Origin of the sequence: Pengzhenrongella sp., from assembly GCF_036565025.1 — a bacterium.
GTDB lineage: Bacteria > Actinomycetota > Actinomycetes > Actinomycetales > Cellulomonadaceae > Pengzhenrongella.
On the sequence record NZ_DATCNW010000124.1, the window covers coordinates 1 to 10,984 of the forward strand.

A 10,984-nucleotide genomic window follows, 5' to 3' on the forward strand; every position below is an offset into this window, starting at 1 on the left:
GCGCCGACCCATCCGCGCCGGCGAGTCAGTCCACCGCGAGCGCGGCGACCGGCGAGGTCCGAGCCGCCGCCCGGCCCGGGAGGACCGAGGCGAGCAGGCCCGCGACGATCGCGACCAGGACCACCAGGCCGAGGTCGCCCCATGGCACCTGGAGGTGGACCTCGCCCAGGCTGCTGAGCACGGTCGCCGATCCCGCCCAGCCGTACAGCGTGCCGAGCGCCGCGCCGAGCACCCCGCCGACCCCCGCGATGAGCATCCCCTCGATCGCGAGCATGGTCCGCAGCTGGCGCCGCGAGAGCCCGATGACGCGCAGCGTGGCGGACTCGCGACGGCGCTCGATGACGGACAGCGACAGCGTGTTCGCGACGCCGATCAGCGCAATCACCACCGCGACCGCGAGCAGCCCGACCACGACCGCCAGCAGCGTGTCGATCGTGCGCTGGAACTGCGCACGCTCGACGCCCGCGCCACTGATCTGCACGGCCGTGTCGGACAGCGCATCGGAGATGGCGGGCACGACGGTGCCCGCCTCGTTGACGTCGGTGAGGCGGACCCAGATCTGGTTGGTCGGTTGCTCGACCGCCATCCGGGCCAGGGCCCGGGGCGTGCGCAGCACGCCCGCCGGCAGGTCCGTCACGGTTGCGGTGACCTCGATCGGCGCGCCCGCCGGTGCTTCGGCGCCCGCGGCGTCGTGCGTCGTGCCGGTCACGGTCACCGCGTCGCCGGTCGAGATGCCGAGAGCCTTGGCGGTCACCGACGAGACGATCGCCGTGGTGTCGCCGAAGCCCCGCACCATCGACGTCGAGCGCACGACCGACGTCGCGTCGTCGCGCCGGATGATGTTGGCGCTGGACGGCACGGTCGTGCTGCCTGCTGTCAGGCGCACGTCGATCGTGCGCAGCGTGATCACGTCCGCGATGCCGGGAACACCGGACACGGTCCGCACCAGCGCAGGGGTCAGCAGGTCCGGCGCCGCACCGTCGCCCGTGCTCGCTGGACTCTCGTCGGCGATCATGACGTCGACCGGGTACTTGCTGTCGAGCGCCCCGCCGAGGGTGGCCCGCGCGGTCGCCGCGCCGGTGGACATCATCGTCACGAGCGTGACGCCGATCAGCAGGGCGGCGCTCGTGGCCGCGGTGCGGCGCGGGTTGCGCACCGTGTTCGCGGTCGCCAGCTTCGCGGCGGTCCCGGCCGGCGCGAGCAGTCCGCCGAGACGGCCGACCACGGCGGGAACCCAGAACACCGCGCCCACGAGCACGCCGACGAACGACATGGCGCCGCCGGCGACTCCGACGCCGAGCGCGGCGATCTCGCCCATCGACCCGTTCTGGGCGACGGCGAGCGCGAGCAGCGCGACGCCGCCGACCGTGAGCAGGGCCGCGAGCACCAGCCGCGGCCGGTTGCGGCGGCTGGTGACGGCGGGCACCTCGGCCGGGCGCAGCGCGGCGAGCGGCGCGACCCGGGTCGCGGCCCGGGCGGGGGCGAGCGCCGCGATCAGCGTGACCAGGGTGCCGACCGCGAGCGGCGCGAGGACGACCGCCGGGGTGATCGCCACGACCGCCGGCAGCGGGACGTCGAGATTCAGGTGGCCGGCCACGACGAGGGCGAGCTGGGCGAGCCCGACGCCGACCGCCAGCCCGAGCGCGGAGGACGCGACGCCGAGCAGACCGGCCTCGATCAGCACGGACCGCAGCAGCTGGCGCTTGCCCGCGCCCACGCAGCGCAGCAGCGCCAGGGTCCGGGTGCGCTGCGCGATGAGCACTCCGAAAGTGTTCGAGATGACCAGGGCCGCGACGAGCAGCGCGATCGAGGCGAAGCCGAGCACGATCGGCACGAACACGTCGCTCCCGCCGGTGAGCTCCGCGGTGGTCGCCTTGGCCTCGTCGTCCTTGGTCCGGACCGTCGTGCCGTGCGGCGCGGCCTTTCGCAACGCCGAGGTCGCGGCGGCGACGTCGGCGGCGTCGGCGCCCTGGGCCAGCGCGACGATCGCGCGGGGGTAGGTCGCCGGCGCGCCCGGGTTGCCCGACCCGCCCGAGGCATCCTGCGCGGCCCAGCGCGCGGCGTCCGCGGCCGGCACGACGATGGCGCCGCCGGACTGCGCGAACGCGCCGGCCGGGTCGTCGAGGAGGCCCACCACGGTGAGCCGTTCGGTGCTCGCGACCCAGGTCCCCGCGGGCTCGGTGGCTGGGTCGGCCGTCGGTTTGGCTGTCGCGGCCTGCTCGGGAGCCCAGGTCTGCCGGGTGGTGGTCACCTCGTCGCCGACGCGCACGTCGAGCCGGTCGGCCAGCGGACCGGGAAGGGCCACCTCGTGCGGTCCGGCGGGCAGTGCGCCCGAGACGAGGGTCTGTACCTCGAGTCGCGGGTCGGATGCGACCGCGGTGACCGTCGGGTACACCCGTTTGGGCCCGGCGACGAGCTCGGTCCCCAGCGGGACCTGGCCGTCGACGGCCGCGACGCCGCGTACCTGGCGCAGCGCGGCGAGATCGGCGGGGGTGAGGCCGCCGTCGACCCCGTCGGCGCCGTCCGGTGCGCTCACGACGACATCGGCGTGCGCGTAGGACGCGGACACGGCGTCGTAGCTGGTGCGGGTGATGACGGCGCCGGCGATGAGGCTCGCCGCGACGAACGCCGTGCTGATCACGATGGCGAGACCCGCGGCGGTCAGCAGACCCAGGCTGAGCCGCATCTGGGCGAGGGTGAGGCGCAGCATCAGCGGGCCACCGGCCCCTCGTGGACGCGCAGCGCGTCGAGGCCCGCGAGCACCGACTCCGGGGTCGGGTCGGCGATATCCCCGGCGATCCGGCCGTCCGCGAGCAGCACGACACGGTCCGCGTAGGCCGCCGCCGCCGGGTCGTGGGTGACCATGATGACCGTGCGCCCGAGCTCGCGCACCGACCGGCGCAGGAAGCTCAGCACCTCGGTGCCGGCGCGCGAGTCGAGGTTGCCGGTCGGCTCGTCGGCGAAGACGACGTCGGGCCGGGCGATCAGGGCCCGCGCGATCGCGACCCGCTGCTGCTGGCCGCCGGACAGCTCGGCCGGGCGGTGGGTGAGTCGGTCGCCGAGCCCGAGGGTGGTCACCAGCGTGTCGAACCAGGCGCGTTCCAGCGCGACGCCCGCGAGCTCGAGCGGCAGCGTGATGTTCTGCTCCGCGGTGAACATCGGCAGCAGGTTGAACGACTGGAACACGAAACCGATCCGGTCCCGCCGCAGTCGCGTGAGGGCGCCGTCGTCGAGGGTCGTGATCTCGGTGCCGCCCAGGAACGCGGTGCCCGACGACGCCGTGTCGAGCCCCGCGAGCAGGTGCATGAGGGTGGACTTGCCCGAGCCCGACGGGCCCATGATCGCGGTGAACGCACCCGCGGTGAAGTCCACGTCGACGCCGTCCAGTGCGCGCACGGTCGCCTCACCGGTGCCGTAGACCTTGCTGAGCGCGCGGGCGCGGACCGCGGCGACGCCTGCCTCTCGCGCGCGGGGGCCGCCCGAGCGCGGGCCGACGGGCTGGAACGTGGTGGTGTCCACGAGAACTCCTGGGATCGAGGAAGGGGAACGATCCCGACGCTAGAGAGCAGCAGCGTGCCGCCACATCGGTCCCCGGTCGGCCGCCGACTCGCCCCCGCTCATCCCCCGGGCGGACGGGTGGCCCGCGGGCGTCGTCCTCGATCCGTCCACCTTCGGAATGGATCGGCGCGCCGGTGGGCGTCTTGCGAAACATGTCGCCTGGCGTGACCGGATTTGTCGCCTGGGACACCCGTCGAGCAGCTCGGCCGGACCGCTCGATGATCGACCGGGGTCGGCGAGGATCACGGTTCGGGCCGGACCAGACCGGTCTCGTAGGCGACGACAACGGCCTGCACTCGGTCGCGGGCGCCGAGCTTGGCCAGGATCCGCCCGACGTGCGTCTTGACGGTCGTCTCTGCGACGAACAGGTCGTGCCCGATCTCGGTGTTCGACCGGCCCCGGGACATCAGCACGAGCACCTCGCGCTCGCGGTCCGTGAGCAGGTCGAGCGCCACCTGCGCGCGCGACCGGTCGGCGCCGGTGCGCGGCGCGGGCGGCAGGGCGATCACGAGATGCTCGAGCAGGCGCCGGGTGCTCGACGGCGCGATCACGGCGTCGCCCGCGTGCACCGTGCGGATCGCCGCGAGCATCTCCTCGGGCAGCGCGTCCTTGAGCAGGAACCCGCTCACGCCGGCCCGGATCGCGGCGAGCACGTACTCGTCGAGGTCGAACGTGGTCAGCACGATGACGCGCGGTGCCGCGTGCCCGGCCGCCGCCGCCGCGGTGAGCCGCGCGGTCGCTGCGAGCCCGTCGAGGCGGGGCATCCGCACATCCATCAGCACGACGTCCACCGCCTCGCCGGCCGCGGCGCCGCGGGTCAGCAGGCGGACCGCCTCCTCGCCGTCGCCCGCCTCGGCCACCACGCGCAGGTCGGGCTGGGAATCGATCACCATCCGGAAGCCCGCACGCACCAACTGCTGGTCGTCGACGAGTGCGACCCGGATCGGGCAGGCGGGGGACGGATCGGTGCGGTGCCGATCGGTGCCGAGCCGATCGGTGCCGAGCCGATCGGTGTCGGACAACGGGGTCACAACTCTCCAGGGTGTCGGGATGGCACAGGTTCCGCAGACTGCGCACATCGCTGCGCTCTGCGCACATCCGATGTGCGCAGTTGGGGCGGATGTGCGCACTCTGCGGTCCGGGTCCGGGTCCGGGGCGACGGCGTCACGACTGGGCCGGCAGGGGGAGGTCGACCCGGACTCGGAAGCCGCCGCCCGCGCGGGGTCCCGCGACGACCGACCCGCCGAACATCGCGGCCCGCTCGTGCATCCCGAGCAGGCCCTGCCCGCGGCCGTCCGCGGCGCCGATCGCGGCCGCACCACGACCGTCGTCGGACACCTCCAGGACGAGCGAGGCGGGCAGCCAGCGCATCAGGACGGTCACGTTCGGGTCCGGTCCGGCGTGCTTGAGCACGTTCGTGAGCGACTCCTGGCAGATCCGGTAGGCCACCAGGCCGGCTCCGGGCGGCAGCATCCGGGCGATCCCGATGCGGGCGAACGACACGCGCATCCCGCTCGTCCGCACCTGCTCGACGAGCTGTTCGAGGTCGCCGACGGCGGGCTGCGGCGCGAGACCGGTGGGCGCGGCGCCGTCGTCCTCGACGCGCAGCACGCCGAGCAGCCGGCGCATGTCGGCCAGCGCCGTGCGGCCCGTCTCAGCGATCGTGCCGAGCGCACCGGCCGCGGCCGCCGGGTCCGCCTGTGCCGCGTACCGCCCGCCGTCGGCCTGGGCGATGATCACGGACAACGAGTGGGCGACGATGTCGTGCATCTCGCGGGCGATCCTGGCCCGCTCCGCCGACGTCGCGAGCTGGGCCTGCTGGTCGCGCTCGACCTCGAGCCGGGTGGCGCGGTCGCGCAGCGCGGTGAGGGTCTCGTGCCGGGAACGCCGCACGAGCCCGAAGGCCCAGACGGCGAGTGCGCTGACCGACGCGAACAGCGAGATCCCGAGGGCGTTCGCCCCGCCACCCTGGAGGTACAGCACGAAGGCGAACAGGACCGAGCCGACCAGGGCGCCGACGATCGCGGTGCGGTGCGCCCAGCGCGGGCCGTGCACCGTCACGGAGTACAGCGCGAGCAGAACCGTGAGGTCGGCCGGGTAGATGAGCGGTTCACCGGCCAGCACCTGCGCGAGCCCCGCGAGATACACCGCCGCGACGGAGAACACCGGGCGGGTGCGCCGCCACGCGAGGGGCGCGACGATGAGCGCCGACCACACCCAGTGCGCCATCGCGCCCGAGTCTCCCATTGAGCTCCCGGCCGCCACACTGACGAGCAGCAGGGCCGAGGTGCCCAGGGCGTCGAGGGCGAACCGGTGCGCGTCGAACCAGCGGCTCGACCGCTCCCACCAACCCATCAGTCCAGCCTAGGCAACGCCCCGGCCGGCGGGCATCGGACCAGGGGTGGACGCCGGGGAGTCCGGTATCCGCCCGAGGTCACATGTCTCGTAGGGTCTTTCGGTGGACGCCGAGGGGCCAGCGTGACCTAGCATGGCGAAATGACCCAGGTACTGCTGGCAGAAGACGACCCCGCGATTGCCGAACCTTTGGCGCGAGCCCTTAGCCGTGAAGGCTATGACGTAGTTGTGCAAGGAACAGGTCAAGGAGCGATCGACAACGCGGCGAGCGCGGATCTGGTCGTGCTTGACCTCGGACTCCCCGACATGGATGGACTCGATGTTGCCCGGGCGATCCGGAACCAGGGCCTGACTACTCCGGTGCTCGTGCTGACGGCGCGCGCGGATGAGGTGGACCTCGTCGTCGGGCTCGACGCCGGGGCCGATGACTATGTGACGAAACCGTTCCGGCTCGCCGAGCTGCTGGCCCGGGTCCGCGCGCTGCTGCGCCGCACCCATGGCGACCCCGTCGACGAGGACGAGCTCCAGGCGCAGAACGTGCGGATCGACGTCGCGGCGCACCGGGCGTTCCAGGGGGAGCGCGAGCTGCACCTGACCGCCAAGGAGTTCGACCTGCTGCGCGTGCTGGTCGCGGCCGTCGGCACCGTGGTGGCACGTGAGACACTCATGCGCGAGGTCTGGGGCACCGATCCGTCGGGCTCCACGAAGACGCTCGACATGCACGTCTCCTGGTTGCGGCGCAAGCTCGGTGACGACGCGAATGCGCCGCGCTACGTGAGCACCGTGCGCGGGATGGGCTTCCGGTTCGAGACCGGCGAGCACGCCGTGGCCTAGCTCATGCGCCGCCGGGTACTGCAGGCAACGATCGCCGCGGTCACCGTCGCGGTCGTGCTGCTCGGATTCCCGCTCGCGTTCCTCGGTGCGCAGTACGCGCGTGACACCGAGCTGCGCGAGCTGGACTCGCGCGCGTCAAACCTGGCGTCCACGATCGACTTCCGCAACCAGAAGAACCTGCGGCTGACCGACGGCATGCTCGACGGCTACACCGGCGGGGTCAACTCGCTGCCGGCGTCGGTCCTCGTGGTCACGACGTCGGGCGACCGGCTGCAGTCGGGCCAGCCGGTCGCCGGCCGGTCGCTGTCCGCCGAGGCGACCGCGGGCGACGGCACCCTGGTGATCCTCACGATCTCCTGGTGGGACGTCTTCTGGCTGAGCGCGCGGGTCGTCGCCCTGGTGGTCGTGGCGGCGGTCGTCGCGTTCGGTGCCGGGATCGCGATGGCGATGTGGCAGGCGAACCGGCTGGCGGCGCCACTGGTCTACCTCGCAGCCTCGGCCGAACAGCTCGGGTCGGGGCAGGTGCGCCCGAGCCTGGAGCCGTCGGGCGTGGAGGAGATCGACCTCGTCGCGGCCGAGCTGGCGCGCAGCTCGGACCGGATGGCGGGCAAGATGGCGGCCGAGCGGCAGTTCGCCTCGGACGCCTCCCATCAGCTCCGCACGCCGCTGACCGCGCTGTCGATGCGTCTCGAGGAGATCTCGATGGCGAGCGACAACCCGGACGTCAGCGAGGAGGCCCGGATCGCCCTCGAGCAGGTCGAGCGGCTCGTCTCGGTCGTCGACGACCTGCTCAAGCGATCGCGGCGCACCCAGGGCGGGACGACCGAGGCCGTGCACCTGATCGAGGTCGTGCGCCAGCAGGAGGAGGAGTGGGCGCCGTCGTTCGAGGCCGCCGGTCGCAAGCTCGTGATCGACGTGGCCCCGGACGCGCAGGTGCTCGCGACGCCGGGCGCCCTGGCGCAGGCGCTCGCCACGCTCATCGAGAACTCCCTCAAGCACGGTGCGGGCCAAACCACGGTGCGGTCCCGGCCCAGTGGAGCGAGCGGGGCGATGGTCATCGAGGTCGGGGACGAGGGCGAGGGTGTGCCCGACGACCTCGCGGCCCGGGTCTTCGATCGGGGCGCGACCTCGGGCGCGGGAACCGGGCTCGGGCTGTCGCTCGCGCGGGACCTGGTCGCCGTCGACGGCGGCCGGATCGAGCTCGCGCAGCGCCGCCCGGCGGTGTTCGCGGTCTTCCTCGCGGGGGTCCCGAAGTCGCTGGACCCGCTCGTGGTGCTGCCGCGGGGCTCGCGGGTGTCCACCGTCAAGCGGGGCCGTCGGCGCTGACCGCCCTCGCACTGACGGCCCTCCGCGCTGATCGAGGAGTCGCCCGGCGACCGCCCGCGGGTGCGCAGGTAGGCAAGCGCAGCTCAGGCCTGCGAAAGTCAGGCCGGGCCAGGTTCCCGCGCGGCCTCGCCGTGCCGGCGCAGCAGCTGTGGGGCGGCCGCGGCCGCGACGACGGCGTCGGCGATCACCATGATGATCCGGCTCACCAGGGCGAGCACGAGGGCGTCGGGCCGATCGAGCACGGCGCCGAGCGCGAGCACGAGGGCGGCTTCCCGGGCCCCGGCACCCGCGGGGGCGATCACGATGAGCAGCCCGACCACCCACGCGAGCGCGAACGCACCGGTGCAGATCGCCGCGATCGAGGGTCCGTGCCCGCCCAGGGCGGCGGCGAGCACCCAGGCGTGCGCCCCGAACATCGCCCACATCACCAGGGCCCACGCGCTGGAGACGACGAGCGACCGGCCCTCGATCCCCTCGTTCGCCGCGCCGCGCCCGGTGACCCGCAGCACCCAGGCGATCAACCGGTTGAAGACCGGCGGGAGCAGCAGGGCGACCCCGACGGGCAGCGCGGGCAGCGCCCACCAGTACGACCGCAGCGACCCCGGCGAGGTGACCGTGAGGATGACGGCCGCCACCCCGGTCCCGGTGACCACCAGCACGGCGAGCGCCCCGAGCGCGACGACGGCGCTGCGCGAGCGGGAGATCCGGTGCCTCGTGCCGAGGTCGCTCTGAGCCACGACCGCCCAGACCGCGCCGGGCACGTACTTGCCCAGCTGCCCGACGTAGTAGATCTGGGCCGACGCCCGCAGCGAGGGCACGCTCGAGCCGGGGCCCGCGAACAGGGCGCGCCAGGAGAGCAGCTGCGCGACAAGGCCCGCCAGGACCAGCAAGGTCGCCGCGACCAGGGAGCCCACGCTCAGCTGCTGCACGGCGATCGCGAGCGCGGTGCGCTCGCGCACGACCGTCACGACCAGCAGGACGACGGCGAGCAGCAGGAAGGAGATTCGCGCGGCGCGCTTCAGTGACCGCATCGCCGCAGGTTACCGTGCGCCGTCTTGCGCGCGCGGCAATCGCCGTCGGGGTCCGCCTGCCTGAGTAGTGTGTCCGGGAGCACACCCGCCTGCGGTGTGCCGGCGTCGGACCGGAGGTCCCTGTGGGAACGGCTGGGAAAATTCTGAGATCGACGTACGTCAAGGGTGCCCGGCGCGCTCGAACGGTCTCGGTCAGGACCGGTCTGCTCGATCGGCTCGATCGCAGCTACCGCGCCAACCGGCGGGGGGTGCTCGCGCACTGGCGCACGCTGTACGCCATCCACGACGTGGACGACCTCGTGAGCCTCGACATCCCGTGGTGGACCTACGGCGCGATCGACGTCGTGCAGGAGCGCCTCGAGGCGCTCGACGGCAAGGCGCGGGTCTTCGAGTTCGGGTCCGGTGCGAGCACCATCTGGCTGGGGCGTCGCAGCGCCGTCGTGCACAGCGTCGAGCACGACGAGTTCTTCGCCGGGATCATGCGGCGCGTGCTGGTCGAGGCGGACCTCGCGGACAAGGTCAACCTGATCGAGATCCACCCGGCGGCGTCGGACCAGCCCCGCGTGGGTTCCGGTCGCAAGGGTGAGGACCAGTTCGAGTACGCGGACTACGTCGACACCCTCGCGCAGGTGGGCGGGGAGTTCGACATCATCTGCGTCGACGGCCGAGCCCGCGTCGACTGTGCGCAGGCGGCCCTCAAGCACATGGCACCGGGCGGCATCATCGTGTGGGACGACTCCCAGCGCCCGCGGTACACCGAGGGCCTGCGCCGCACGGGGCTGCGGGTGCGGCGGTTCCGGGGCTTCGCTCCCTCGCTGCCGTACCCGAGGGAGACCGCGCTGCTGACGCGCGACTGAGGCGTCGACTAACCGGGCGTGCCGGGTTCCGGCGCCCGGCAGCCGGCGCCGCTCGGACGCAGCACGGTCAGCCAGGTCCCGCGCACCGCGGTGAAGCGCGGGTCGGCCGCGAGGACGGCGGCGTTCTGGCGCAGGTGCGTGACCTCCGCCGGGGGCGGCGGCCAGCGCAGGGCGCGCCCCGGGAGCTTCCCGGCGGGCTCAGACACGCGCGGTGTCGGGCTCCGGCTCCGGATCGGGGTCGGGTTCGGGCTCGGCGTCCCCGGCAGCGGGGATCCCGGTGAAGACGAGCCGCCGGTAGAAGAAGTACCGGAACGCCGTGCCGAGCCCCAGCCCGACGGCGTTCGCGGAGATGTTGTCTGCGAGCGGCGAGGTCAGGCCCAGGAGGTAGTGCGAGAACGCCAGGCAGCCGACGCCGATCACCAGGCCGCCGACATTGACCACGACGAAGCCGGCGAGCTCACGCCCGCGCGAGGACGTGCGGCTGCCCGCGAAGGCCCAGTACCGGTTGCCAAGCCACGCCACCAGCGTCGCGACGGAGACCGAGAGGATCTTGGCCGTGAGCGGCTTGGCGTGCAGCAGCTCGCCCGGCCCGAACCGCAGCAGGTTGAACAGGCCGAGGTCGACGACGTAGGCCACCGCGCCGACGGAACCGAACCTGGCCAGCTCGGCGATCCTCGCCCGCGCCCCCGGGACCGCGGGGCGCCGACCAGGCAGGCGGAAGTCTGCTGGGCCGGGGGTGCTCACGTGACGAGGGTAGCCCGGCTTGCTGGGAGCGCCCTAGGTGCCTATCGGATGAACCCGGAGCCTGGCCGCGGCGAGCCTCCACTAGGCTCCCGCTCGTGGCAGCACCAGTAGTGGCAGTGGTCGGCGGCGGGCAGCTCGCTCGCATGATGGCGTCAGCAGCGACGGCGCTCGGGGTGCACCTGCGGGTGCTCGTGGAGGACGCGGCATCGTCGGCGGCGCAGGTCGTCCCCGACTCGCCGGTGGGCGCCGCGAGCGACGAGGTCGCGATCCGTGCGCTCG

At 73.6% G+C, this 10,984-nt stretch carries 10 protein-coding genes and 1 pseudogene; 4 read left to right on the forward strand and 7 right to left on the reverse strand.

What is annotated here, in order from left to right; all coding sequences use genetic code 11:
• Positions 1-25: 25 nt before the first annotated feature.
• The 4 genes from VIM26_RS07005 to VIM26_RS07020 all read right to left on the reverse strand — a co-directional run bounded on the left by VIM26_RS07005 (position 26) and on the right by VIM26_RS07020 (position 5,913).
• Positions 26-2,710: an ABC transporter permease gene (locus VIM26_RS07005; protein WP_331949633.1), complete on the reverse strand. Its 2,685-nt coding sequence runs from the start codon at positions 2,708-2,710 to the stop codon at positions 26-28.
• Positions 2,710-3,519, reverse strand: coding sequence for an ABC transporter ATP-binding protein (locus tag VIM26_RS07010; protein WP_331949634.1), 810 nt, complete (start codon positions 3,517-3,519; stop codon positions 2,710-2,712). Before VIM26_RS07010 ends, VIM26_RS07005 begins: the two co-directional genes overlap by 1 nt.
• 281 nt (positions 3,520-3,800) lie before the next feature.
• Positions 3,801-4,502, reverse strand: a complete 702-nt coding sequence (locus tag VIM26_RS07015) for a response regulator transcription factor (protein ID WP_331949642.1) — start codon at positions 4,500-4,502, stop codon at positions 3,801-3,803.
• A gap of 220 nt (positions 4,503-4,722) precedes the next feature.
• The gene (locus VIM26_RS07020) at positions 4,723-5,913 is read right to left on the reverse strand and encodes a sensor histidine kinase (protein ID WP_331949635.1); all 1,191 of its coding nucleotides are present in this window, start codon (positions 5,911-5,913) and stop codon (positions 4,723-4,725) included.
• A gap of 141 nt (positions 5,914-6,054) precedes the next feature.
• On the opposite strand from VIM26_RS07020, the gene VIM26_RS07025 reads away from it, so the two are divergent.
• Complete coding sequence (locus VIM26_RS07025; protein WP_331949636.1) at positions 6,055-6,747, forward strand: response regulator transcription factor; 693 nt, start codon at positions 6,055-6,057, stop codon at positions 6,745-6,747.
• Positions 6,748-6,750: 3 nt separating this feature from the next.
• A complete protein-coding gene (locus VIM26_RS07030; protein ID WP_331949637.1) occupies positions 6,751-8,073 on the forward strand; it encodes an ATP-binding protein in 1,323 nt (440 codons plus the stop codon).
• A 98-nt stretch (positions 8,074-8,171) separates the two neighbouring features.
• Here VIM26_RS07030 and VIM26_RS07035 read toward each other — a convergent pair whose 3' ends face one another.
• A complete protein-coding gene (locus VIM26_RS07035) occupies positions 8,172-9,104 on the reverse strand; it encodes a lysylphosphatidylglycerol synthase domain-containing protein (RefSeq protein ID WP_331949638.1) in 933 nt (310 codons plus the stop codon).
• Between the two features lie 248 nt (positions 9,105-9,352).
• On the opposite strand from VIM26_RS07035, the gene VIM26_RS07040 reads away from it, so the two are divergent.
• Positions 9,353-9,961, forward strand: coding sequence for a class I SAM-dependent methyltransferase (locus tag VIM26_RS07040; RefSeq protein ID WP_331949639.1), 609 nt, complete (start codon positions 9,353-9,355; stop codon positions 9,959-9,961).
• Positions 9,962-9,969: 8 nt separating this feature from the next.
• Here VIM26_RS07040 and VIM26_RS07045 read toward each other — a convergent pair whose 3' ends face one another.
• Both VIM26_RS07045 and VIM26_RS07050 read right to left on the reverse strand, forming a co-directional pair.
• Positions 9,970-10,167 (reverse strand): hypothetical protein, encoded by a 198-nt coding sequence (locus VIM26_RS07045; RefSeq protein ID WP_331949640.1) that lies wholly within the window; start codon positions 10,165-10,167, stop codon positions 9,970-9,972.
• Positions 10,160-10,705, reverse strand: coding sequence for a GtrA family protein (locus VIM26_RS07050; protein WP_331949641.1), 546 nt, complete (start codon positions 10,703-10,705; stop codon positions 10,160-10,162). The genes VIM26_RS07045 and VIM26_RS07050 overlap by 8 nt, the downstream gene beginning before the upstream one ends.
• Before the next feature lie 95 nt (positions 10,706-10,800).
• Here VIM26_RS07050 and VIM26_RS07055 point away from each other — a divergent pair.
• A pseudogene (locus tag VIM26_RS07055) lies at positions 10,801-10,984 on the forward strand (5-(carboxyamino)imidazole ribonucleotide synthase); the annotation flags it as partial.

Coding starts and splice junctions, on each gene's coding strand:
- VIM26_RS07025 (WP_331949636.1), top strand. CDS start 6,055: ATGACCCAGGTACTGCTGGCAGAAGACGACCCCGCGATTGCCGAACCT.
- VIM26_RS07005 (WP_331949633.1), bottom strand. CDS start 2,710: ATGCTGCGCCTCACCCTCGCCCAGATGCGGCTCAGCCTGGGTCTGCTG.
- VIM26_RS07020 (WP_331949635.1), bottom strand. CDS start 5,913: ATGGGTTGGTGGGAGCGGTCGAGCCGCTGGTTCGACGCGCACCGGTTC.
- VIM26_RS07030 (WP_331949637.1), top strand. CDS start 6,751: ATGCGCCGCCGGGTACTGCAGGCAACGATCGCCGCGGTCACCGTCGCG.
- VIM26_RS07035 (WP_331949638.1), bottom strand. CDS start 9,104: ATGCGGTCACTGAAGCGCGCCGCGCGAATCTCCTTCCTGCTGCTCGCC.